Here is a 25,262-nt window from a genome sequence, read left to right on the forward strand (position 1 = left end):
TAAAGCTTCGATAAACTGCAGATACAAAAAAGCGGCTTATGTAAGCCGCTTTTTTAATACTAATTTTAAATTACTCTTCCACTTCTTGTTCGTCATCTTTGCGGGTGTAGAAGCGCGCGAAGAACAAGCCCACCTCAAACAGCAAACACATTGGGATTGCTAAAAGGGTTTGCGAGATCATATCCGGCGGCGTCAATAGCATGCCGACAATAAACGCACACACAATAATGTATGGACGCTTCTCTTTCAGATCTTGTGGTGTCGTTGCGCCTGTCCAACATAGCAAGATAATCGCAACTGGCACTTCAAACGCAATACCAAACGCCATAAACAGCGCCAGTACAAAATCGAGGTAGCTCGAAATGTCGGTTGCAAACTCGACTCCACCCAATGAGATAGCAGTAAAGAAGCCAAACACCAACGGAAATACCACGAAGTACGCGAACGCCACACCGCAGTAAAACAGCAACGAACTTGAGAACAACAATGGCATAATCAAACGACGTTCATGCTTGTACAACCCGGGCGCCACAAATGCCCAAACTTGGTACAAAATAAACGGCACCGCGACAAACACCGATGCGATAAGCGTTAGCTTCAGCGGTGTAAAGAAGGGTGAAGCCACATCGGTTGCGATCATCGTCGCGCCTTCAGGTAAACGCTCTACCAAAGGTGCAGAAACAAATTCGTAAATGTGGTTGGAGAAATAAATTAGCCCAACAAACACGACCAATACTGCGGCAATTGCTTTTAGCAGTCGATTGCGAAGTTCTAATAGATGACTAATTAAAGGTTGTGTCTGCTCGACGGTAGACATGGCAAACCTCTTTTTTAAAACCAGATCAAAAAGGAGCTACCAATGTCTAGTAGCTCCTCCTAATGAGACTATTCGGCTTTCTTATCTGCCGCTGTAACCTTAATCTCTTCCGCTTTCTCAACGGTTTCAGTCGCTTTTGCAGCTTCTTGCGGCTCTGCGTCTGATTTGGTTGGTTCCGCGTAAGGGCGGTTTACAGATTGCGCGGCTTTCTTCAGTTCTTCAACGGAAGACTTTAGCTCAGGAGACAGATCATCCATCCCCATTTGCTCAGCTTTACGCAAGTTTTCTTGCAGTTCTTGGACTTTCAGCTCGTGAGACAATTCGTCTTTGACGCTATTTGCCATACTCTTCGCTGCTCCGACAAAACGAGAGACACTGCGGATGGCATGTGGCAAACGCTCGGGACCAAGAACAACCAGACCAACAACAGATATTAATACCAGTTCCCAAAAACCGATATCAAACACGTTTTACGCCTGCTCTTTGTCTTTTTTCGTTTCAGGAGCCGCTTCTTTCTTTTGCTGCTCTTCTAGACTTTTTGGCTCGAAGTCTGCGTCTTTGTCGTCTTTCTTCGCAGACTCATCTTCGCTCATTGCTTTTTTGAAGCCCTTAACGGCACCACCCAGATCGCCACCGATACCACGTAGTTTCTTAGTTCCGAATAGCAATACAACAATTACAGCAATGATTAGAAGTTGCCAAACACTGATACCACCCATTCTTTTTACCTCGGGTCTTTAAACAAAATTATTTCAAGAGTTTAACGTCTACCGACGATAAGCTCGCCAACTAAGCAGCCAAAATGTGACCCCTGCGATACCACAAGCGATCGATAGCTGCCCATAAGCGTTATCCACCAATATTGCCGAGCATACGACTAAAGTGGCGCCAACGCCAAATAAAAACTTTCCTGTCGCCTGCTGACGCTTGCTCTGACGATAACCTTGATAGAGCTGATCCATACGTTGGTTCATGGCTTTACCTTGCTTAAGGCTATCGTAAAGTAGCTCTGGCAGTTCCGGTAACTTCTCTGCCCAAAACGGTGCGCGGTCTTTGATGGCATTCACCAAAGCTTGCGGACCGACTTGGTTCATCATCCATTCTTCAAGGAAAGGTTTCGCCGTTTCCCACAAATCAAGTTGTGGATACAGTTGGCGACCTAGCCCTTCGACGTACAACAGCGTCTTTTGCAACAGCACAAGCTGCGGCTGCACTTCCATATTGAATCGACGCGCAGTGTTGAACAAATTCAACAGTACGTGACCGAAAGAGATTTCACACAGTGGTTTAGCAAAGATTGGTTCACACACAATGCGAATCGCAAATTCAAATTCATCGACATTGGTATCGGCAGGTACCCACCCCGAATCAACGTGCAATTCCGCTACGCGGCGGTAATCACGATTGAAGAAAGCGAGGAAGTTTTCCGCCAGATAACGTTTGTCTTCACTGTTAAGTGTACCAACGATCCCGCAATCCAGCCCAATCCACATCGGATTATCTGGATGCTCCGGTTTAACGAACACGTTGCCCGGGTGCATGTCAGCATGGAAAAAGCTGTCTCGGAACACCTGAGTGAAGAAGACACTCACACCGCGTTCCGCGAGCAATTTCATATTGGTGCCATTCGCTTCCAAGCCTTCAATATCAGAGACTTGGATGCCATATATTCGCTCAGAAACCATGACAGTTTCATTACTAAAGTCAGGAAAAACTTCTGGTACGTAAAGCTCTTCACTGCCTTCGAAGTTGCGACGCAGTTGAATCGCGTTCGCTGCTTCACGACGCAAATCGAGTTCATCAAGTAAGGTTTTTTCGTACTCGCGAACCACTTCAACTGGTTTCAAACGACGTGCTTCAGGCATCGCTCCGGCGACTATACGCGCCATTCGGTGCATCAGTTTTAGATCTGAATCAATGACCGGACGAATATCTGGACGGATGACCTTTAATACCACTTCTTGGTTAGTGTCTTTTAATCGCGCGGTATGCACCTGAGCAATCGACGCAGACGCTAACGGTTTGATATCAAATTCAGTAAACCAGTTTTCTAATGGACCGCCCAGAGCGAGTTCCATTTGTTCTTTCGCTAACTGCCCATCAAATGGCGCAACTTGGTCTTGCAAAAGCGCAAGAGGATCAGCGATATGTGGAGGGAAAAGGTCACGGCGGGTCGACATCATCTGACCAAACTTAATCCAAACCGGACCTAGTTCTTGCAGAGCGAGACGAAGACGCTCACCTAACGGTTTCTCTGGGTGCTTGTTCTTAATCCAGAATAAGCTTTTGCGCATCAAAAGCGGCGCTTTGGTCAGTTGATGATCAGGCAACAACTCATCCAAGCCGTATTCTAGCTGAACTTTAATGATTTGATATAAGCGCTTTATTTCTGCTGGCGTCATGAGTTCTCCAGCGCAGGCTTATCCGAGTCGAACTTATTTAGTAGTACGTTTAGGCGCGCTTCGACACGAGAAGCTTGACTGCGAACGTCATCCACTTGGTCACAGAAGTAGGCGATTTCCAGCGGTGCTGGCGCCAATTTCCATTCTTCTGTTACCACTTGAGCAAGGTGGCGTTGGTGTTTTTTCCGCTTGAGAAGCAAAGAAACCGCCGACGTTTTTGGTGCCTTGCACAAAGGTATGTGCCACGACATCCCCCGTCACTCGAGACAGCCACTCTTCAATATCTGGCTTGCAATCGACCATCAATTGAGAGAATTTCTGTGCAAGTTGGATGTCACCTTCAAGCTCAAGTTTGTCTTGCTTGATAAGGCGAGTGATGTTGGCTTGATCGCGCAGCTCAGGAAGTACGCTTAGATTCAGCGACAGATAACAATCTGGCTGACCTTCGTAATTGCCCAAAACATCGATTTGCTGGCTGAAGATGAACGTCAGCGTCTTATTGATTTCTTTGAGGTGAATTTGAATCACCTGACCTTTAAGACGTGACAAACGACGACCCAATTCAGGGTCATCTTTAATCAGCGTATTTAGTGTCGTTTCAATAACGGCAGTGATAAGAGGTTCAAATGGCATACCGCTTATCCTTAGAACTTGTAGCCGCGGTGCAGCGCCACAATACCACCCGTTAGGTTGTAGTATTTGGTGTTTTCGAAGCCCGCTTCTTTCATCATGCCTTCCAGCGTGTCTTGGTCTGGGTGCATACGGATAGATTCTGCTAGGTAACGGTAGCTGTCTGCGTCATTTGCCACTAGCTCACCCATTTTTGGCAATAGGTGGAACGAGTACGCGTCGTACACTTTTGATAGTGGGTCTAGGATTGGTTTTGAGAACTCAAGTACCAACAAACGACCACCTGGCTTCAATACGCGGAACATAGAGCGCAGCGCTTTGTCTTTATCGGTGACGTTACGTAGACAGAAGCTGATAGTGATCACGTCAAAGTAATCATCTGGGAACGGCAGTTCTTCTGCGTTCGCTTGAACGTAATGCACGTTACCCACAATGCCGTTATCACGCAGTTTGTCACGACCGACATTCAGCATTGAGTTGTTGATGTCCGCTAGGATCACGTGACCTTGGTCGCCAACAATGCGTGAGAATTTCGCTGTTAAATCGCCTGTACCACCACCTAGATCGAGAACGCGTTGTCCCGGACGAGCGCCACTGCAATCAATAGTAAAACGCTTCCAAAGGCGGTGAACACCACCTGACATCAAGTCATTCATGATGTCGTATTTTGCTGCCACTGAGTGGAAAACTTCGGCAACTTTGGTCACTTTTTCGTCTTTTGCCACTGTGGTAAAACCAAAGTGGGTAGTGTCGTTATCTAACGCTGTATTTGATTGCACACTTGTGTCCGTCATTCTGATTCCTCTTGGGCAGCACTTTTTCACTTCGGGGCGGTTGATAACAAATAGGGTCGCCCACTGTACTGCGGGCGATTAGTTTACTTTATCCTCAGCCGGATGTCTTTCTACTAAAGAAGCATTTTCCGAAAATGACTCTGTCTGCGCCAACTGAGCAAGATCTGGCGAGATTGGACGTTTTACTTCCACTCCTAGTTGCTTAAAGCTTTCCGCTTGACGGATCACGTTGCCTCGCCCTGTTGCTAGCTTATTCATTGCGCCTTGGTACGTTTGGTTGGCTTTGTCTAGTGCACCGCCCAGCCCTTCCATATCATCAACAAACAAACGCAGTTTGTCGTACAATTTTGCCGCTCGCTCAGCGATCAACTGAGCGTTTTCATTTTGGCGTTCGTTACGCCACAAGTTATCTATCGTACGTAGCGCCACCAGCAAAGTGGTAGGGCTGACCAAAATAATGTTTTGCTCCATCGCGTCTTTGACCAAGCTCGGGTCAGCTTGTATCGCCACTTGAAATGCAGGTTCCACCGGAATAAACATCAGTACGTAGTCTAGGCTCTGAATGCCTTTTAGCTGATGGTAATCTTTAAGGCTCAAGCCTTTGATGTGTGCGCGCAGCGCGGCTAGGTGATCGCTCAGCGCCTGCTCTCGTTGAATGTCGTTCTCTGCGTTGAAGTAGCGCTCGTACGCCACCAGCGCCATTTTCGAATCGACCACCACTTGTTTGTTTTGCGGTAAGTGAACTATCACATCCGGCTGATAGCGTTTGCCTGCTTCGTTTTGCAAGCTCACCTGAGTTTGGTACTCGTGCCCTTCACGCAAACCAGATTCTGCCAATACACGAGCCAGAACCACTTCACCCCAGTTGCCCTGCTGCTTGTTGTCACCTTTCAGAGCTTGAGTCAGATTGACCGCTTCTCGGGTCATGTGCTCATTCAAGCGTTGCAGGTTCTTCAACTCATGCACCAAGGTGTGACGCTCTTTGGCTTCTTGACTAAAGCTATCATTGACTTGCTTTTTGAACCCTTCTAACTGCTCTTTGAGTGGAGACAGCAAACCTTCCAAACTCTGACGGTTTTGCATGTCGACTTTGGCGGTTTTCTCTTCAAACAACTGATTCGCTAAGTGTTCAAATTGCTGCTTCAAACGCACTTCTGCTTGCTCAAGAATTTGCAGCTTTTCTGCATTAGCTTGGTTAATTTGCTCATGGCGCGCTTGCTGCTCACCAAGTTGGGTTTCAAGGCGCGACTTGTGTTCACGCATCTGCCCTAGCTCATCAAAATACTGCTGACGCTCCTGTTTCACCGCTTCGAAGTAACGTAGCTTTTCCATCGCCGCCATCAATTTGCCATGAGTTTGGCGCACCTCGAATGCCGCTTTATCGCGCTCGTCATCAAGCTCATCCAATTCTTGCTGTGCTTCAGCGAGGCTTTGCTTCACTTGTTCAAGTTGTTGTTGATGAAGCTGTTTTTCAGAGGAGAGCTGTTGTTCGAGCAATTGAGTTTGCGTGGCAAAGCGTTGTTTAACCCACCAACCCACTGCAACACCGCTGATGGTCGCGGTAAAAAGAGAAGACAGAATGAGAGATTGATGCTCAAGAATCCATTGCATAATAGCGAGTTAGCCTGTGTTTTTTATCTTTAATAATGGTATTTACATACTGGATAAATGTCCAGTTTGTTGGATGAAAAATCCTCGCATACACTAGGCGCTCCGTACAACATACTCACCCAAGCTCAAATCAGCATCAATGAGCAGCACTTCATCACACAGAGGTATCATGAACGAGCGTCGCGCCCTAGGATTTGGGCTATCAGCGGTATTACTTTGGTCAACAGTAGCGACCGCATTTAAATTGACTTTGGCGGAATTCACACCGATTCAGATGCTTACCATAGCGAGTATTGTTTCGGCTATCGCACTTATCACTGTGTGTGGTGCACAGGGCAAGCTCAACCAACTGGGTAACACATTTTTATCTAACCCTTGGTATTACCTATTGCTTGGTTTGATTAACCCACTGGCTTATTACCTGATCTTATTCAAAGCTTATGACTTGCTACCTGCGTCTCAAGCACAAGCAATTAACTACAGTTGGGCAATCACCCTTACCTTAATGGCGGCGGTTTTCTTGGGTCAGAAAATCCGAGGTAAAGACTGGATCGCTTGTGGTTTTAGTTACCTCGGCGTGATTGTGATTGCGACTAAAGGTAATGTGTTAGGAATGGATTTTGAAAGCCCACTGGGTGTTGGCTTGGCATTACTTTCGACCCTGCTTTGGGCAAGCTACTGGATTCTTAATACCAAAAACAAAGCCGACCCTGTGGTAGGTGTCTTACTTGGCTTCTTGGTTGCGATTCCATTTGCGATTGGTTTAAGTGTTTATGAAGGCGCGAATTGGGGCCAAATCACAGCCAAAGGCTGGGCAGCAGTGACTTATGTCGGCTTGTTTGAAATGGGCATCACCTTTGTATTGTGGTTATCCGCACTCAAACTGACCGAAAATACCGCGCGTATCAGCAACCTAATTTTCGCTTCACCATTTATCTCTTTAATGCTGCTTGCCACCATCATTGGCGAAGACATTCATCCATCCACTTTGATTGGCTTGGTATTGATCATCAGCGGCTTAGTCATTCAGCAAGTGAAGTTTGGCAGAAAGCAAAAAAAAGCGAATACTGCCCAGTAGTCATATCCGAAACTATTGCAAAAATGAGACGGGATTTATAAAAAAGAGAGCTAGCTAACAGTTTACTCGATTAATGAAGTGTTCCTTGCTTGGATTTGTTCGGGCTTTGGATACGATATAGCCAAAGCCCGATATGAACGTCTAATCAGATGTTAACAACACAAATCCAAGGGCGCTCAGGATGCTTTATTAACTATGTTTCGCTTCGCTATCTCTCCTGCATTGATGACAGACTGGAAACTCGCTCTGCAACAGTGCTGTGATGCCACTAAGGCGCACGGTCAGCTCTATAAATTTAGCTACACTCATCAATGGCGATTGAGTGAAGTCGCCACATCACCGCAGCACCACCGCGAAATTGTAGCGATTTTAGATATCGCGACCGACCGATTCCAACCTGCTCACTTCGATGCTGAGCAAGTTTCCTTTGAGTCACAAACATTAAGCTACTGCCCTGTTTGGTTGCCCAACGGAAAATTGTTTGCAGCTCTGGCTTTGGTTCATCCAAACCAACAGAAGCAAACGGTGGCTGCTTGGTTAAGCGCCATCGCTGGACGAATTAGCTTTGACATAAGCCAAACCTACCTTAAAGAACAACAGCGCCATCAAGTTCAATTGCCAGAATCGCTGCCGACCCTGCAAGAGTTCATCGATTGTTTAGAAGATCATACGTGGATAAAGAGTACCGACGGTCGCTATGCCATGACCAATCGCAGCGTGGAAAACTCATGGCAAATGACCGGCAGCGACATTGTTGGTAAGAATGACTTTGAATTGTTCAGCAGCAAACGAGCTAAGAAGTTCATCGACACCGACCAATTAGTGATCGCGACAGGCAGCCAAAACACCGTTGAAGAATGCACCCTGATAGATGACAACAACAACCCCACTTGGCTTGAAACCATCAAATCACCGATCCGAGATCACAGTGGTGAATTAATTGGTATTTTGGGGATGACAAGAAACGTCACACGCCGAAAAATGGTCGAAACTCAGCTCTCACTCGCATCGAAAATCTTCGACAACTCCCATGAAGGTATGGTGATTACTGACCGCAAAGCGAACATCCTCGATGTAAACAGTGCCTTTACTCATATTACAGGCTATGCAGCCGAAGAAGTGATTGGTAAGAACCCTAATATTCTGCGCTCAGGGCATCATGATGGAGCCTTTTACAAGACACTTTGGCACCAGTTGGAAACCAAAGGCCAATGGAAAGGCGAGTTCATCAACCGCAAAAAAGATGGCAGCATTTACCCGCAGTTAGCCACCATCAGCGCCGTGATGGACGATAAAAATCATCTGATAAACTACATCTGCGTGTTCGAAGACATCTCAGTACGGAAAGCGCACGAAGAAAAGCTGCAACGCATGGCATTTTATGACCCACTAACAAACCTTCCCAACCGAACACATCTGATTAGCCTTCTCGAGCAACACATTGAAAGTGGACAAAAGCACGACCACGCCTTTGCAACGTTATTCCTCGACATTGACCATTTCAAACACATCAACGACAGCATGGGGCACTTCTGTGGTGATCAATTACTAACGAAACTCGCAGAACGCTTTCAAGAAGTCCTACATTTACGCGCGCACATTGCACGAATAGGCGGTGATGAGTTTGTCATCATATTGCCGAATATCGACTCTGAATCACAACTTATCGACACCATTGAAGACATTCTTAGCTTATTCAATCGACCTTTTGAAGTCAGTAAAAACGAAGCGTTACGCATCTCCACCAGCGTTGGCGTAGCACGTTACCCGCAAGATGGCCAAGACAGCGAAACCTTGTTGAAGAATGCAGACACCGCTATGTACTTGGCGAAGAAAAACGGTCGAAATGGCTACGCATTTTACTCTCCAGACTTAACAGATAAGTCGGTCACTCATGTCAGAATGCAATCGGCCTTGCATGAAGCCATCGAGAAAAACCAACTGCATTTGGCATACCAACCGCAGTACAACCTTAGTGAGAACGAGTTGGTTGGCGTCGAAGCATTACTGCGCTGGCAGCATCCAGAGCTTGGGGTTATTTCTCCGGCAGACTTCATTCCAATTGCAGAAAAAACAGGCCTTATTCAAAGCATTGGAAAATGGGTACTTGAACAAGCATGTTTACAAGGGCGAGCTTGGCTAGATAGCGGCATTGATTTTGGTAAGCTCGCGGTTAACGTATCGGCACTCCAACTTCAGCAATCCGATTTTATTACTAAGCTGGGCGTCATTCTTAAAGAGACAAAATTCCCAGCTCATCGTTTAGAGTTAGAAATCACCGAAAGCTTCTTATTAATAGATCCACAACAAGCGATCGCATCACTTAACTTACTACGCGAGCTAGGTATTGAGATTTCTTTGGATGACTTTGGTACTGGTTATTCGTCATTGTCGTACTTGAAAGGCTTACCAATCAATAAGCTGAAAATCGACCGTTCTTTTGTTAGCGATCTACCAAGCAACACCGACAGCAACGCGATTGTGAATGCCATCATCGCCATGGGTCAAACCCTATCACTTAAGGTAGTCGCGGAAGGCATCGAAACCGACGAACAAGCACAATACCTATATGAGCACGGCTGTATCTACGGACAAGGCTTCCGTTTTAGCGCCCCAGTTCGCGCAGAAAAGTTGTTCAAATAAAAAGACCGAGCATTTGCTCGGCCTTTTTCAATTCTTTTACTTAGCTAGTTACACCCACTGCCCTGCGACAAAGCCGCTCGACCAACACCATTGGAAGTTATAGCCACCTAACCAGCCGGTTACGTCCATCACTTCACCGATGAAGTACAAGCCTTTGATGTTCTTACATTCCATGGTTTTTGAAGACAGGTGATCAGTATCTACGCCGCCTAGGGTCACTTCTGCAGTGCGGTAACCTTCCGTACCGTTTGGTGCTACTGCCCAGCTCTCTAAACGCTCAACGATGGTCGTCACCTCTTTCTGGTTGAACTGCTTAAGTGGTTTGTCTGCTAATTCTTTACGTTCAATCAACACTTCAACCAAACGCTTTGGTAGCACTTTTGCTAGCGTGTTCTTTAGGGATTGGTTCGGATGCTTCTCGCGACTGCGTTCTAGTAGTTCAGCGATGTCGTCGTTTGGAACGAGGTTAATCGTCACCTTTTGACCCGCTCTCCAGAACGAAGAAATTTGTAGTACCGAAGGGCCCGACAAGCCGCGGTGGGTAAACAGCAACGCTTCTTTGAACATGGTGCCGTCTTGCGCGGTGATTTCTGCTGGAATCGCAATGCCCGATAGCTCAGCAAAATCTTCTTTGTCTTCTTTATGCAGCGTAAACGGTACTAGACCTGCCGTAGTAGTAATCACCGGAAGCTCAAACTGCTCAGCAATCTTGTAGCCAAATGGCGTCGCACCAAGCTTGGGCATCGACAGACCGCCGGTAGCCACTACTAAAGATTCACACTCGATGTTTTCAGTACCGGCATGTAGACGAAAGCCCGCGTCGATTTTCTCAATTGAATGTACATCACATTGGTAACGCTGCTGAATATTTGGCATGTCGCATTCTGCTAGCAGCATCTTAACAATGTCTTTTGCAGTAAATGCATCAACACAGAATAACTGTCCATGATCGCGCTCTTCAAACTCAATGCCATGCTTGCTGACCATCGAGATAAAGTCCCAGTTGGTGTACTGCGATAGCGCCGATTTCACGAAATGTGGGTTTTGACATAAGTAGTTGCTCGCTGAGACGTCGTAGTTAGTGAAGTTACAACGACCACCGCCTGAGATAAGGATTTTACGTCCTGGCTTTTTTGCATGATCCAGCACGAGCACACTACGTCCGCGTTTGCCGGCTTCTGCCGCACACATCAAACCTGCCGCACCTGCGCCAATTACAACAACATCAAATTTCTTACTCATTGGTAACGCTCAATTACTTATTTAGATTGGTATATCCAAAAATAAAAAAGGATGTGCTCATTGCACATCCTTGCTTTCTGCGGACGCTATTCTAACGACAAATGTCGAATGGGAAAAGCGCTTAAATTCCAAGCACTGCTTGATGACCTAGAGAATAAAGGCCCCCAGTAGGGTCACACCGAGTAAAGCGGTCGATAAAATGAATAATCCGCGAACCCTTTCACACTTGCCAGTAAAGAGTTCATCATGATGATGGTCGTACTCTTTACTTTTGATGTAATGGAACAACCTCACTTGTTTAGTGACATTGCCATGGGTGGTGAAAAATCCATTGCCATCCACCTGCTGATAAAGCAAAGGATGCGCTTCACGCATGATGTAAATAAGAGAACGAAGAGCGGTGAGATAACGGACCATATTAACTCCCGTCACCACCATTAGCGCAAATAAGATTGTGTCTCCACTGATCATCTTTTCCTCCCTACATCTTCAATGATGCTCAAGAGAAAAAGACGATCAATGCTTCGTCCTTTACCCGCTACTTAGCGCGTTGAGAACGCGTTACGCAGCTGGAGCATCCATAATTGAAGATGAACCTTCTTTTGCCATTTGTGCCAGATCTTTGTCGATGAAGAACAATGCTTTGCCGTCTTCACCTACCAATTCGATCTTATCTAAAATCCCTTTAAACAACTTCTCTTCTTCGTGCTGTTCAGCCACGTACCACTGCAAGAAGTTAAACGTTGAGTAGTCTTGGCTTGTAAATGCAACATGCGCCAATTTGTTGATTCTTTCCGTGATCATTTGCTCATGTTCGTAGGTTTCACGGAAAACATCGCCTAGGCTTGCGAAATCATGCTTAGGAGCTTCAATTGCACCTAGGATTGGCATTGAGCCAGTTTCGCTTACATAAGTGAAAAGACGTTGCATGTGCTCCATTTCTTCTACGGCGTGTGCACGTAAAAATTCAGCCGCACCTTCAAAACCTTTGTCTTCACACCAAGCACTCATTTGTAAGTATAGATTGGATGAGAAAAATTCTAGGTTAATTTGCTCATTCAATTGTTCAACCATAGTTTGAGACAGCATGTTAACTCCTATTAATGTGCATGCAATATACCCAAGTAACCTCGAGCTGAGCAGGCTCAGCGAGGATGATTGGTCTAAAGTCACTTGGGTATAACCCACTATAACATGATTACTGAGGCAAGAGTTTGTACCCACGATATTGATATGAGATCACTTCAGCAAAATTATCTGACACTTAGTGCTAATCTGACACTATGACCTTATCAAGGAGATATCAATATGAGTTATAAACACATACTTGTGGCAGTCGATCTTTCAGACGACAGTAAAGTATTGATTAAGAAAGCCGTATCACTGGCTAAGCCTCTTGGTGCGAAAGTCTCTTTCATTCATATCGATGTGAATTACGCCGAGCTTTACACGGGTCTTATCGATATCAATATGGCCGAGGCACAACATCAAGCGATGGAAGCATCCCGTACACAGCTGGCCAATTTTGAAGAGTTCGCAGAATACCCAATTACACATACTTTAGTGGGTAGTGGGGATCTGAATAATGAGCTGTGCGATACCATTCAAGACTACAACATCGATTTGGTCGTTTGTGGGCACCACCAAGATTTCTGGAGCAAGATTCTGTCCTCGACGCGTCAACTTATTAACTGCTCGCCTGTCGATATGCTGGTCGTACCGCTAAAAGACTAATTTGGATTGGCGCAACGATAAAACTTGGTTAGACTGCGGGCACCTTTGTTGTTGATAAAGATTCTCATCTATTATGGCTTATCTATCCGCAGTTACCCTACTTTGGGCATTCTCATTTAGCCTGATCGGCGTTTACCTTGCCGGTCAGGTCGATTCTTGGTTTTCTGTCTTCATGCGTGTCGCACTGGCGAGCGTCGTGTTCATACCTTTCTTAAAATTCCGTGGCGTAAGCAAATCTCTGATCGCGAAATTGATGATCGTTGGTGGCTTCCAACTCGGGTTAATGTATTGCTTCTACTACCAATCTTTCTTACTCCTTTCTGTACCAGAAGTGCTGTTGTTCACCGTATTTACCCCTATTTACGTCACCTTGATTTATGACTTTTTGAAAGGCCGTTTCTCGCCTTGGTATTTGGTCACAGCAGCAATTGCAGTACTGGGTGCTGCGTGGATTAAATTTGCAGGCATCAATGAGAACTTCTTGATCGGCTTCTTGGTCGTACAGGGCGCCAATTTGTGCTTTGCTATTGGCCAGGTAGGTTATAAATACATTATGGAAACCGAACCTGTGGAATTGCCACAGCACACAGTATTTGGTTACTTCTATTTAGGGGCATTGTGCGTAGCGACCGTCGCCTTTGCTTTGATGGGCAACTTAGACAAGATGCCGACAACAGCAACGCAATGGGGCATTTTGACTTACCTTGGTTTAATTGCATCAGGCTTTGGTTACTTTGCGTGGAACAAAGGGGCAACCATGGTCAACGCAGGTGCACTTGCGGTAATGAACAATGCGTTAGTTCCAGCAGGTTTGATAGTGAACATTGTCATTTGGAACCGTGATGTTGATGTAATGCGACTCGCCATTGGCGGCGCGATCATCATGCTGTCGCTGTGGATTAACGAGACTTGGGTGAAGAAGCGCGTAGAGATGAGTTACGCCAATAAGTAACACATCGATCCCAACAAACATTCCAACAATAAAAAACGCTCTCCAACTGGAGAGCGTTTTTTATTTGTTGATTCGATTAATGCATTTTGGCTTGCGAGCTTGCACTCATCAACGCAGTGGATGGCGTTGGTAACAATACTTCTAGCTTGGCATTACGCGCTTCAAGCTTGCGCTGACGTTTGAGCAATTTTTGCTGCTTTTTGGCTAACTTAAGCAACTTCTTTTGCTGCTTATAGTGTTTCTTAACCGCCTTCTTCGCCTTTTTCAGCGCTTTTTTATCTGACAAATCAAACATAGCTGGCGTCTCTAGCTGGGTAGTTGCGGCTGCTACTTTCGCTGCCAATTTTTTCTCTTTAACTCGTTCCACTACGCGCTTAACGATCGCCGCTTTTTCAATATTTTGCTCAGCCGTCATCATAATAGGTGCCTCTTGAGCAAGAGAATGACTTGGCAACGCTTCTGCCAATAACCCACAAGCTTGTTGTTCGGCAATTGGTTTATCTTGGCAACTCTGAGGAGGAATCGCAGCAGGCTTACACAAAGAATCTTTTGATGCAGAAGAGCGGGCACAAGAACGACAAACGAATTTAGGCGCAACCACCAAGCGGTGAATATCACCCAAACTCTCAGCGATTTGCTTTCGGCTCATCTTACATAAACGTTTCGCCATGCTACTACTCCAGCTATCTAGTTTCTGACTATCAGCGACTGCATCAAACAAAGTGTAATAATAATAATTCTTAGTTAGATATACAGTCAGAGTGCCGAATTAGCAAGAGAAAAGTATCAATAAGCTGAGCAAACGTCAGATACAAATACAGCGCCAAATCGGGCGCTGTAAGAAGAAGTTTTTTATTGTCAGTCGTTTAGTTGAATTACGCCATAGACGCCTTCACATAGACATCGAAACGATTCTTTTTAGTCTCAATCGCCATGCTTGGTTTTTGTTCATCTAACCAGTTGGCGTAATCAGGGCGCTTCACCACCACACGTTTGCTCGCCAATGCCATTGCTGGTGCCAGCAAGCCATCTGCATCAAGGTCGGCACCCACCAACGATTGAAACACACGCATCTCTTTCTTCACGAGTGCCGATTTCTTTTTGTTCTCAGGATGAGGGTACATTGGATCAAGGTAGACTACATCTGGCTGCACGAAGTCTTTATCTTGCGCTAATTGGTCGAGGGCGTCATGACTAGAAGCGTGGATCAGCGACATACGCTCTGACACCCAAGCACCAATTTCTGGATCGTGCTTCGCGCGAGCCAAGCCATCATCCAGCAACGCTGCTACCACAGGGTGACGTTCCACCATTTGGACTTTGCAACCTAATGACGCCAAAACGAATGCATCACGACCCAAACCGGCCGTGCCATCTAGAATGGTTGGTGTTGCTCCTTTATTTAGACCCGCCGCTTTTGCGATCGCTTGCCCTTTACCGCCACCGAACTTACGACGATGCCCCACTGCACCGCCAATCAAATCAACAAAGATCGCACCCAGCTTTGGCTCGTCCACTTTACGTAGCTCTAAACGATCTGTCGTTAGAACTAAAGCAAAGTCACTGTCGTCTGTGTGAGAAAGCTGCCAACGCGCAGCGAGTTCATCAAGGTGAGACTGTTGAGATGGGTCTTCACAAATCAATTGCAGTTGCAAAAGGAGGCTCCAGTAAAAATCGGTTTAACTGGCGCTGAGTGTATACCCAACCCGCCTCCAATTGCTAGGTTGAGGACAATCTAGGTAGAGAATAGTGTCGTCCGTTTAAAGTGGTTGAAGTGCTTCGACCAATTCAGCCAATGGCTGAGGGTGACCAATCGCATAGCCTTGTCCGTAATCCACACCCAGTGCTTTTAAGTGTTCGGTAATTTGGTCGTTTTCCACAAACTCAGCAACTGTGACCTTACCTAATTGCTTCGCAAGGTCGTTAATCGAGCGCACCATGACACGATCCATTTCGTTCGTGTTGATATCTCGCACGAAAAGGCCATCAATTTTCACGATATCGACAGGAAGTTGCTTCAAGTAGCCAAAAGAAGATAGACCAGAACCAAAATCGTCCAATGCAATCAAGCATCCCAACGCTTTAACCCGAGTGAAGAAGCCAAGCGCTTGATCAATATTGCTCATCGCAGCGGTCTCGGTGATCTCTAAACAAATCTTCTCACAAGGAATAGAAGACAGCTGCAAACGCTCCAATAAGAAGTCGATAAACTCTTGATTACCCATCGATTGGCCGGACAAGTTAATCGCGCAGCGACCGAGCTTTTCCACCACCTCGGGACGCGCTTCAAACCACTCAAGTGTTTGGGTGATAACTTGCTTATCAATCCAGTGCGCGATGTTGTAGCGCTCTGAAGCTGGCATAAAAATACCTGGAGACAAGTAGTTGCCTTGAGCATCACGGATACGTACTAGAATCTCAAAGCACAGCGGCGAACCTTCACCACGCAAATTCAGTATTTGTTGAGCAAACAATTCCAAACGCTTATTCGACAATGCCTCATGCACTAAGTTAACGCTCTGCATTTCGAGCTGGCGACGCTGCAGCTCTTCATTGTCTAAACTGAACAGGTTATAGCGATTACGACCCTGCTCTTTGGCGACGTGACACGCAGAGTCTGCCTGAGCGTGAACCATTTGTGGTGTCTCGGCGGTGTGGTCAATAATACGAATGCCCACCGAGCAACTCATGAACAAACGCGTGTCTTCCCAACGAAATAGCTGCTCGCTTAATGTTGAGATAATGTGTTTAGCAACGCTGATCGCGCCATATTCATCGCAATCCTTGAGCAATACGGCAAATTCATCACCACCCATGCGCGCAAGCACCGCGTTATGAGGCAGCACTTCTTCAAGCATGCTAGCGCAAAACTGAATGGCCGCATCGCCTGCGTCATGTCCCACCGTATCGTTCAAGACTTTTAACTGATCGAGGTCGAGATAAAGCATGGCATGCACACGACGATGGCTTTCCACTTCTCGTAACGCCGTTTGCAGTTCGAGTTCAAAATAGTTGCGGTTGTAGGTATCGGTCAGCAGATCGTAACTTGCTTGATATTCCAGTTGTTTAGCAAGCTTTTTGGTTTCCGTGATGTCTTCACCGACGATCAGCAATTGGTCAGAATCCCTCAATGGACGGATATTTTCACGAACCCAAACAGAATGACCATCGGCATGACGATACTCAATTTCACGACGCCAAACCCCATGCATCACTTGCTGTGGTTGAAGTAGCACTTGGCGGGGGTACAGTGCTTTTTCGTCAGAGTAGAATGCACACAAGTGATGACCCAGCATATCCAACGGTTGATAACCTAAAAGCTGCTGAGCAAAGCGGTTCACCTCTTGAATCCGATTATTATTATCTAATGTCACCATCATCACAGGTTGCTGTTCGTAGTAACTACGCAAGCTCGACTCACGCTGATAAAGCTTGTCTTCCATTGCTTTTCGGCTAGTGATATCACGCGCTTCAAACAAGTATTGTTCTTGGTCACCCACTTGTTGAGAAAACGGCTTTAACGACACTTCCAGTACCATCGCGCCATGTTCTGTGCTCCAAATTTCAGCTTCAAAGGTCGCCACATTACGATTCTGAGACTGAAAATAGTTGGCGAGCAACTGACGTGCGTCTTCACTCCAGTGTTTATGATGCCAAAGTGGACGATCGAGACGTATATCCTGATGATAAAGCAAAGACTGCAGACGATCGTTGCCCGAGTTGAGCAAACCATGGTGGTCGAGAATCCCCATATACTGCATGCTCTGGTCGAATACCGACTCCAAAATCGCTTGGCTTTCACGGGCAATGCTCTCGCTACGGCGAATACGCTGCAAGTAGTAACTCAGCAGCAGAATCACCATCACCATGACGATAAATAGGCTACCAAACAATTTGATCTCTTTTGCGTAGCGCTCGGTAAATTCTGCGGGCTTATTGAAGAACACCGACGATGCCTCTTGTTCAGCCCCCAATCCCCAGCGAACGACCGATTGGTAATCGAGTTTAATGTCCGATTCCGCCCGCACTACCGCTGGCAACGGCTGCGTTGGGTTACCCAGCACATAGGCCAATAACTTTGCCGCCTCAAAACCTTGACGATAACCACTTTGAATCACACCACCCACAGCACCATGACCCAACCCAATATCGTGCACCATAAATAAAGGCGCGTTCGATGCTTGATTGATGTCTCGCCAATCCTTGTCCGTGGCAACATTGCCATTAATATCGCGGTAGTAAGTCCAAAATAGAACCACATTCTCAATGTTCAGTCGCGAAACTTCCTGTTTCAACATATCGACATTGTCAGGAACAAGATGACGAACTTTGTCGCGATATTGCGGGTTTTTATCAAGAAATTCTTCTATTTGAGCTCGAAGCGCTAATCCAGTGACCGAATGATCACTAACGACAAGAATCTGCTTATGCTTTGGGTGTAATCGCTCGATAAGCGTAAGGTTGGCAAGCAAATCAATATCTTCGATCACGCCTGTGGCTTTTAGTCCCTGATGCAAAGTAGGAATGTAATTGTTGATGCCACTAAAAATGACTGGCGTATTTTGCAATACATCTGACAAACGCTGCATCAGAGCAAGTGCATTGTTATCACTGACGACAATCGCATCGAAATGCTCTTCGCTCAGCTTGGTGCGATAAAGTGATTCGAGTTGATTGAAGAACTGCTGGCTTTGGCTGCGCTTAGAGTCAAGGTACAAAACTCGAATATCGAGTGGGTGATCTTCAAGTTGCTGGGCAAAACCGCGCTGAACAGAGTCGGTCCAAAAGAAACCTTGGTGGTAGGAATGTACAACAAGTACTTTTTGCTCTTGCGCCGATACGATCGCACTGCACAACATCGCGATAAAAAACAGAAAAAGTGGCACATCAACTCCATGACATCAGAGCTACCTCGCGGTTATCCCTGCTAAAACCTTGTGAATCCGGCCCGCTGTGCGTATAAAATGAATTTTACACCTCATACCCAACGGAAAACATTGTATGAATGCGACGCTGCCGAAACTCGACGATCTTGATCGTGCCATTCTAAAAACGCTGATGGCCGATGCTCGAACGCCTTATGCAGAAATGGCAAAACAATTTGATGTTAGCCCTGCAACGATCCACGTTCGTATCGAGAAAATGAAAGCGGCGGACATCATCGAAGGTACTGAGGTGATCGTCAACACCAAAAAGCTAGGATATGACGTATGTTGCTTTATTGGCATTAATCTCAATGCCGCACGTGACTATCACTCTGCGTTGGAAAAACTCAACGCCCTCGATGAAGTGGTGGAAGCTTACTACACCACGGGCGCGTATAACATATTCGTCAAATTGATGTGCAAATCGATTGAAGAACTGCAGTTTGTATTGATTGATAAGCTGCAGGCTATTGATGAAGTCCAATCTACAGAAACCCTGATTTCGCTGCAAAACCCAATTAATCGCAACGTAAATCCATAAGACGCTGAATCATAGAGTAAAAACCGAATCAAAGAATAAAAAGGGCAGCCACTTGGCTGCCCTTTTTCATTCTCAATCGAGATTATGCTGCGATACCGGAATGACGCAGTAGTGCATCAATTTCTGGCTCACGACCTCGGAAGCGTTTAAATAGCTCCATTGGCTCTTCACTGCCACCCATTTCTAAGATGTTGTTCAGGAAGCTCATGCCCGTTTCTTTGTTGAAGATGCCTTCTTCTTCGAAACGAGAGAACGCGTCTGAAGACAACACTTCTGCCCATAGGTAGCTGTAGTAACCCGCGCTGTAACCGCCAGCAAAAATATGACCAAAGCTGTGTGAGAATCGAGCCCACTCAACCGCAGGCAGTACCGCAACTTTCTGCTTCACATCTGCCAAGGTTTCAAGCACACGAGCACCCACTTCTGGGTCGTACTCTGTGTGCAGAGTGAAATCGAATAAGCCGAATTCAAGTTGACGTAGGATGCCCATCGCCGACTGGAAGTTCTTCGCCGCAAGCATCTTATCTAACATCGCTTTTGGTAGAGGCTCGCCAGTCTCGTAGTGGCCAGAAATGAACGCCAGCGCATCTTCTTCCCAACACCAATTTTCTAAGAACTGACTTGGTAGCTCAACCGCATCCCAAGGCACACCATTGATACCCGATACCGCGCCTGTTTCTACTTGCGTCAGCATGTGATGGATGCCGTGACCGAACTCGTGGAACAAAGTCACCACTTCATCGTGCGTAAACAGCGCTGGCTTATCACCTACAGGGCGGTTGAAGTTACACGTTAGGTAAGCAACCGGCGTTTGTAGCTCGCCAGATAGCGTCACACGACGACCACGACAGTCATCCATCCATGCGCCGCCACGCTTGTGCTCACGAGCGTAAAGGTCTAGGTAGAAACTGCCTCGCAATGTGCCTTCACTATCAAAGATATCGAAAAAGCGTACTGACTCGTGCCAAGTGTCCACACCTTCGCGCTCAGTCACAGTCATACCGAATACGCGGTTTAGCACTTCAAACAGACCACTTACTGCCTTTGATTCAGGGAAGTAAGGACGTAGTTCTTCATCCGAGATTTGGAACAAGTGCTGCTTTTGCTTCTCGCTGTAATAGGCAATGTCCCATACGTTTAGCTCAGTCACACCGAATTCACTCTCAGCAAACTGACGCAATTCTTCCACTTCACGTTCGCCTTGTGGCTTCGCTTTGGTAGCTAAATCGTTTAGGAAGCCAAGTACCTGCGAAGGATTCTCGGCCATTTTGGTTGCCAGTGACTTTTCGCTGTAAGTGTTGAAACCCAACATGCGAGAGATTTCATGACGCAGTTTTAGCTGCTCTGTGATGATTTCTGAGTTGTCCCATTTGCCTGCGTTAGGGCCACGATCAGAAGCGCGCGTTACGTACGCTTCGTACAACTCTCGACGTAGTTCTTGGTTGTCACAGTACGTCATGACTGGCAGGTAAGAAGGGATATCTAAAGTAATTAGGTAGCCGTCGAGCTCTTTCGCTTCTGCTGCAGCTTTCGCTGCAGCAAGCGCTGACTCTGGCATACCCGCAAGATCTTTTTCGTCGGCAACGTGCTTAGTCCATCCCATGGTGGCATCCAGCACATTGTTAGAGAATTTTGAGCTCAACTCAGACATACGCTTGCTAATTTCACCGTAGCGATGTTGCTCGTCTGATGGTAAACCGATGCCTGAAAGCTCGAAGTCACGCAGTGAGTCCGAAATGGTCTTTTGCTGTGCACGCGTCAGCGTCGTGTACTCTTCACTTGCTTTGATTGCTTTATACGCTTCGTACAGACCTTTGTGCTGACCAACCCAAGTGCCGTATTCAGACAAAATTGGGAGACAACTTTCATACGCTTCACGTAACGCTTCACTGTTTACGACCGAGTTCATATGGCCGACTGGCGACCAAACACGACTCAAACGATCATCAGCTTCTTCAATAGGAGCAATAACACTTACCCAGCTTGGGTTGGCGTTGTCTTTCAGTACCTCGTCAATCTTGGCACGACAAACCGCAATCACCTGCTCGACTGCAGGTTTAATATGTTCTGGTTTGATTTGCGAAAACGGCGGAAGATCCGTAAACGTAAGAAGTGGATTAGACATGAATAATTCCTTTTGTGTTTTGGCTCTGTAATTGCCTATTCGTATTTGCATAAAAATAAGCGCACCCAATGCTCAGGCAAGCCAACAACATGGATGGGGGGATTTCCGTTCCCTTTCTCTATGCTGCGATGACCGGAGGGGCCAAAGAGAGCTTACTCTGTCCTTGAGTGTTGTTATGCCTAAGTCAAGCTAAGCACTCTGTTGGAGCATGGCAATTCGACTTAGGTTCAATTTGTTTACTCATACTAAGTATGGGTGACTTAAAGAAATTTCAATACCATCCTTCTATCAGTTCAACTGATTTGAATCGAAGTTCTACATCTTCAAGTTACTTGAGTATAATACCGCCATCGCGCAAAAATCACAGACCACACTCAGTCAAAGAGTGTTTCGAGAGTTTAATTTGTTAAGTTACCGCCACAGCTTCCACGCTGGCAACCATGCTGACGTGGTAAAACACATCGTTCAAAGCCTCATTCTTGATGCACTAAAGCAGAAAGATAAGCCGTTTGTTTATCACGATACCCACTCGGGTGTGGGACGTTACGATCTGACTCACGAATGGTCTGAGAAAACGGGCGAATACAAACAAGGCATCGCACGCATTTGGGACAACCCAAATATCCCTGAAGAGATTGCAAGCTACATCGATTCAATCAAAACATTGAACAACGGTGAGAACCTGCGTTACTACCCAGGTTCACCACGCGTTGCACGTGCGCAAATCCGCCCGCAAGACCGCATGGTTCTAACTGAATTGCACCCAGCCGATCACCCGCTGCTTGAGCAAGAGTTCCACCGCGATCGCCAAGTGAGCATCTACAAAGAAGATGGCTTTAAGCGTCTGAAAGGCAGTTTGCCACCGCAAGAACGCCGTGGTTTGGTGCTGATTGATCCTCCATACGAGCTCGCAAAAGAGTACCGTGACGTAGTACAAGCGATTTTCCAAAGCCATAAACGTTGGGCGACGGGTATCTACGCAATTTGGTACCCAGTGGTAAACCGCTGCGATATCGAAGATATGATTGAAGGCCTAGAAGGCTTGGGGATCACTAAAATCCTGCAAATCGAGCTTGGTGTCTCTCCCGACACCAACGAACGCGGCATGACCGCATCGGGTATGATCGTGATTAACCCGCCGTGGAAACTGGAAAGCCAGATGAAAGAGATTCTGCCATTCCTACAAGAAGCGATCGCACCAGCAACGGGGCACTGGAAAGTTGACTGGATCGTTCCAGAATAAAAAACACTGAATTTAAGAATCTTAAAGCGCAACGATGACCTCGTTGCGCTTTTTTGTTTTCTAAAAAATTTTCGCCTGCACTTCGTCTTTTCTTTTTTGCCCTCGTCTTAGGGGTGTAAATAAAATGAATTCTTAAAGAGAGAAACGAACATGCTTAAAGTTATCAGTTTTAAAATTTGCCCATTTGTTCAACGCGTAACAGCAGCACTAGAAGCAAAACAGATCCCTTACGAGATTGAATACATCAGTTTAAAAGACAAACCACAATGGTTCCTAGATATCTCACCAAACGGTCAAGTGCCGGTGATGGTGACAGAATCTGGCACGGCACTGTTTGAGTCGGATGCGATCATCGAATACATCGAAGACGAATACGGTCCGTTAGAGCAAGGCGTGACAAACGAACAACGTGCATTAGATCGAGCATGGAGCTACCTAGGTTCTAAACACTACTTGGCACAATGCGGCACGATGAGCAGCAAAGACCAAGCAACCTTTGAAGAGCGAGCAGAGAAGCTGATCAAAGCGTTCCAAAAAGCAGAAAACCAACTGTCTGGTGAAACCAAGCTCTTTAAATCCGATGAGCTAAGCAATGTAGACATGGCTTGGTTACCGCTTCTGCACCGCGCGGCAATAGTCAAAGCACACTCTGGTTACGACTTCTTCTGTGGTCTGCCAAAAATGCAGGCATGGCAAAAGCACATCCTAGAGTCAGGATTAGTAGAAAAGACGGTATCGGAATACTTCGTGCAGCTGTTTAGCGATTTCTACCTAACCAACACTTATCTAGCGGATGGTAAAGACGTGCAAGCCCAGGGCGGTTGTGGCTCAACAAGCTGTTGTGGTTAATGGTTTGCCCCGACCCTAAGCGTGAAAAACACTAAGCGGAATCGCGCCTTATTCCGCTTTGCTATCCTTTCATCGCTATTTGTCATAAGCAATGTCACTTTTTCCCATTTAGGAAATTGCTAGACTCGATTTATGATAGGGACATGGAATTAACAACAATTCCGTTGGGCTGTTGAGTTCATCACCCACCACCCCAATGTAGTTGTTGTCAGACAAAATTAATAAGCTCTTGGAGAAAGTAATGGCGACTCATTTTGATTATATCTGTATCGGCGGCGGCAGCGGCGGTATCGCATCAGCAAACCGTGCGGCAATGTACGGTGCTAAAGTAGCGCTTATCGAAGCTCAAGACCTTGGCGGTACCTGTGTAAACGTTGGTTGTGTGCCTAAGAAAGTAATGTGGCACGGCGCGCAAGTTGCAGAAGCAATGAACCTGTACGCAGAAGACTACGGCTTCGATGTAGATGTAAAAGGTTTCGACTGGAGCAAACTGGTTGAGAGTCGTCAGGCTTACATTGGTCGAATCCACCAATCTTACGACCGTGTTCTTGGCAACAACAAAGTAAACGTTATCAAAGGCTTTGCTAAATTTGTTGACGAGAAAACAGTTGAAGTAAACGGTGAACACTACACCGCGGATCATATCCTGATCGCAGTGGGTGGTCGTCCAACGATTCCAAACATTCCAGGTGCAGAATACGGCATCGATTCAAACGGCTTCTTCGAGCTTGCTGAGCAACCAAAACGCGTGGCAGTGATCGGTGCGGGTTACATCGCGGTTGAAATCGCGGGCGTTCTGCATGCACTTGGCACAGAAACACACCTGTTCTGCCGTAAAGAATCACCGCTACGTAGCTTCGACCCAATGATCATCGAAACGCTAGTAGAAGTAATGGAAGCGGAAGGCCCAACGCTGCACACCCACTCTGTACCAAAAGAAGTGGTGAAAGAAGCAGACGGCAGCCTAACTCTGCACCTAGAAAACGGTGAAAGCCAAAACGTAGATACCCTAATCTGGGCAATCGGTCGCCACCCAGCTACAGATGCTATCAACCTAGCATCAACTGGCGTTGCAACGAACGACCGTGGCTACATCAAGGTAGACGAATACCAAACAACTAACGTTCCTGGCATCTACTGTGTGGGTGACATCATGGAAGGTGGTATCGAGCTAACGCCAGTGGCTGTTAAAGCGGGTCGTCAACTTTCTGAGCGCCTATTTAATGGCAAAACTAACGCGAAGATGGATTACGAATTGGTACCAACCGTGGTATTCAGTCACCCACCAATCGGCACAATCGGTCTAACGACTCAAGAAGCAGAAGAGAAATACGGCAAAGACAACATCAAAGTCTATACGTCTGGCTTCACTGCGATGTACACAGCGGTTACTAAGCACCGTCAACCATGTAAGATGAAGCTAGTGTGTGCTGGCGAAGAAGAAACGGTTGTTGGTCTTCACGGCATCGGCTTTACCGTTGATGAAATGATTCAAGGCTTCGGCGTAGCAATGAAGATGGGCGCAACCAAAGCAGACTTCGACTCTGTTGTGGCTATCCACCCAACGGGCTCTGAAGAGTTTGTGACGATGCGTTAATCACGCGCGAATAGCTTTGCTGATTTAAGCAGATAAACAAAAAGGGTCATCAATTACTTGATGACCCTTTTTCTATTCA

21 protein-coding genes and 1 pseudogene are annotated in these 25,262 nt (G+C 46.4%); 8 read left to right on the top strand and 14 right to left on the bottom strand.

Features of this window, described 5'->3' with window-relative positions; genetic code table 11:
- Positions 1 to 70: 70 nt before the first annotated feature.
- The 7 genes and pseudogenes from tatC to rmuC form a co-directional block, all read right to left on the bottom strand.
- Positions 71 to 817 (bottom strand): twin-arginine translocase subunit TatC, encoded by a 747-nt coding sequence (tatC, locus tag C1S74_RS10280; RefSeq protein WP_045399489.1) that lies wholly within the window; start codon positions 815 to 817, stop codon positions 71 to 73.
- Positions 818 to 885: 68 nt separating this feature from the next.
- Positions 886 to 1,284, bottom strand: coding sequence for a Sec-independent protein translocase protein TatB (gene tatB, locus C1S74_RS10285; protein ID WP_038870003.1), 399 nt, complete (start codon positions 1,282 to 1,284; stop codon positions 886 to 888).
- A 3-nt stretch (positions 1,285 to 1,287) separates the two neighbouring features.
- A complete protein-coding gene (gene tatA, locus C1S74_RS10290; RefSeq protein ID WP_045399492.1) occupies positions 1,288 to 1,536 on the bottom strand; it encodes a Sec-independent protein translocase subunit TatA in 249 nt (82 codons plus the stop codon).
- 48 nt (positions 1,537 to 1,584) lie between these two features.
- Complete coding sequence (gene ubiB / locus C1S74_RS10295; RefSeq protein ID WP_045399495.1) at positions 1,585 to 3,219, bottom strand: ubiquinone biosynthesis regulatory protein kinase UbiB; 1,635 nt, start codon at positions 3,217 to 3,219, stop codon at positions 1,585 to 1,587.
- Positions 3,216 to 3,852 (bottom strand): annotated as a pseudogene (locus C1S74_RS10300) (ubiquinone biosynthesis accessory factor UbiJ). The gene ubiB and the pseudogene C1S74_RS10300 overlap by 4 nt, the downstream one beginning before the upstream one ends.
- An 11-nt stretch (positions 3,853 to 3,863) precedes the next feature.
- Positions 3,864 to 4,643 (bottom strand): bifunctional demethylmenaquinone methyltransferase/2-methoxy-6-polyprenyl-1,4-benzoquinol methylase UbiE, encoded by a 780-nt coding sequence (gene ubiE, locus C1S74_RS10305; protein WP_005434558.1) that lies wholly within the window; start codon positions 4,641 to 4,643, stop codon positions 3,864 to 3,866.
- 78 nt (positions 4,644 to 4,721) lie between these two features.
- Positions 4,722 to 6,254, bottom strand: a complete 1,533-nt coding sequence (rmuC, locus tag C1S74_RS10310) for a DNA recombination protein RmuC (protein ID WP_045399499.1) — start codon at positions 6,252 to 6,254, stop codon at positions 4,722 to 4,724.
- 169 nt (positions 6,255 to 6,423) lie between these two features.
- On the opposite strand from rmuC, the gene C1S74_RS10315 reads away from it, so the two are divergent.
- Positions 6,424 to 7,332 (top strand): DMT family transporter, encoded by a 909-nt coding sequence (locus C1S74_RS10315; protein ID WP_045399501.1) that lies wholly within the window; start codon positions 6,424 to 6,426, stop codon positions 7,330 to 7,332.
- 195 nt (positions 7,333 to 7,527) lie between these two features.
- Positions 7,528 to 9,975: a sensor domain-containing protein gene (locus C1S74_RS10320; protein WP_038869985.1), complete on the top strand. Its 2,448-nt coding sequence runs from the start codon at positions 7,528 to 7,530 to the stop codon at positions 9,973 to 9,975.
- A 48-nt stretch (positions 9,976 to 10,023) separates the two neighbouring features.
- Here the strand turns inward: C1S74_RS10320 and C1S74_RS10325 are convergent, their stop codons facing one another.
- The 3 genes from C1S74_RS10325 to ftnA form a co-directional block, all read right to left on the bottom strand.
- Complete coding sequence (locus C1S74_RS10325) at positions 10,024 to 11,217, bottom strand: BaiN/RdsA family NAD(P)/FAD-dependent oxidoreductase (RefSeq protein WP_045399503.1); 1,194 nt, start codon at positions 11,215 to 11,217, stop codon at positions 10,024 to 10,026.
- 147 nt (positions 11,218 to 11,364) lie between these two features.
- On the bottom strand, positions 11,365 to 11,688 hold the full coding sequence (gene uspB, locus C1S74_RS10330) for a universal stress protein UspB (RefSeq protein ID WP_045399504.1): 324 nt from the start codon (positions 11,686 to 11,688) through the stop codon (positions 11,365 to 11,367).
- Positions 11,689 to 11,778: 90 nt separating this feature from the next.
- A complete protein-coding gene (ftnA, locus tag C1S74_RS10335) occupies positions 11,779 to 12,306 on the bottom strand; it encodes a non-heme ferritin (RefSeq protein WP_038869973.1) in 528 nt (175 codons plus the stop codon).
- Between the two features lie 219 nt (positions 12,307 to 12,525).
- On the opposite strand from ftnA, the gene uspA reads away from it, so the two are divergent.
- Both uspA and C1S74_RS10345 read left to right on the top strand, forming a co-directional pair.
- Positions 12,526 to 12,951, top strand: coding sequence for a universal stress protein UspA (uspA, locus tag C1S74_RS10340; protein WP_045399505.1), 426 nt, complete (start codon positions 12,526 to 12,528; stop codon positions 12,949 to 12,951).
- A 73-nt stretch (positions 12,952 to 13,024) separates the two neighbouring features.
- The gene (locus C1S74_RS10345) at positions 13,025 to 13,903 is read left to right on the top strand and encodes a carboxylate/amino acid/amine transporter (RefSeq protein ID WP_038869969.1); all 879 of its coding nucleotides are present in this window, start codon (positions 13,025 to 13,027) and stop codon (positions 13,901 to 13,903) included.
- A 76-nt stretch (positions 13,904 to 13,979) separates the two neighbouring features.
- On the opposite strand, the gene C1S74_RS10350 is transcribed toward C1S74_RS10345, so the two are convergent.
- From C1S74_RS10350 to C1S74_RS10360, 3 genes are all read right to left on the bottom strand, one after another.
- Positions 13,980 to 14,573, bottom strand: coding sequence for a hypothetical protein (locus C1S74_RS10350; RefSeq protein ID WP_045399507.1), 594 nt, complete (start codon positions 14,571 to 14,573; stop codon positions 13,980 to 13,982).
- A gap of 205 nt (positions 14,574 to 14,778) precedes the next feature.
- Positions 14,779 to 15,558 carry a class I SAM-dependent methyltransferase gene (locus C1S74_RS10355; RefSeq protein WP_038869965.1) on the bottom strand — a complete coding sequence of 260 codons (780 nt, stop codon included), beginning with the start codon at positions 15,556 to 15,558 and terminating at the stop codon, positions 14,779 to 14,781.
- 105 nt (positions 15,559 to 15,663) lie between these two features.
- Positions 15,664 to 18,789 (bottom strand): EAL domain-containing protein, encoded by a 3,126-nt coding sequence (locus tag C1S74_RS10360; RefSeq protein ID WP_045399509.1) that lies wholly within the window; start codon positions 18,787 to 18,789, stop codon positions 15,664 to 15,666.
- 115 nt (positions 18,790 to 18,904) lie between these two features.
- On the opposite strand from C1S74_RS10360, the gene asnC reads away from it, so the two are divergent.
- The gene (asnC, locus tag C1S74_RS10365; RefSeq protein ID WP_038869962.1) at positions 18,905 to 19,369 is read left to right on the top strand and encodes a transcriptional regulator AsnC; all 465 of its coding nucleotides are present in this window, start codon (positions 18,905 to 18,907) and stop codon (positions 19,367 to 19,369) included.
- 82 nt (positions 19,370 to 19,451) lie between these two features.
- Here asnC and prlC read toward each other — a convergent pair whose 3' ends face one another.
- Positions 19,452 to 21,494 carry an oligopeptidase A gene (gene prlC, locus C1S74_RS10370; protein WP_045399512.1) on the bottom strand — a complete coding sequence of 681 codons (2,043 nt, stop codon included), beginning with the start codon at positions 21,492 to 21,494 and terminating at the stop codon, positions 19,452 to 19,454.
- Positions 21,495 to 21,897: 403 nt separating this feature from the next.
- Between prlC and C1S74_RS10380 the strand changes: the two genes are divergently transcribed.
- From C1S74_RS10380 to gorA, 3 genes are all read left to right on the top strand, one after another.
- The gene (locus C1S74_RS10380) at positions 21,898 to 22,737 is read left to right on the top strand and encodes a 23S rRNA (adenine(2030)-N(6))-methyltransferase RlmJ (protein WP_038869958.1); all 840 of its coding nucleotides are present in this window, start codon (positions 21,898 to 21,900) and stop codon (positions 22,735 to 22,737) included.
- 150 nt (positions 22,738 to 22,887) lie between these two features.
- Complete coding sequence (locus C1S74_RS10385) at positions 22,888 to 23,586, top strand: glutathione S-transferase family protein (protein ID WP_045399514.1); 699 nt, start codon at positions 22,888 to 22,890, stop codon at positions 23,584 to 23,586.
- A gap of 241 nt (positions 23,587 to 23,827) precedes the next feature.
- A complete protein-coding gene (gene gorA / locus C1S74_RS10390; RefSeq protein ID WP_038877049.1) occupies positions 23,828 to 25,183 on the top strand; it encodes a glutathione-disulfide reductase in 1,356 nt (451 codons plus the stop codon).
- Positions 25,184 to 25,262: the final 79 nt, after the last annotated feature.

Origin of the sequence: Vibrio hyugaensis (assembly GCF_002906655.1) — a bacterium.
GTDB lineage: Bacteria > Pseudomonadota > Gammaproteobacteria > Enterobacterales > Vibrionaceae > Vibrio > Vibrio hyugaensis.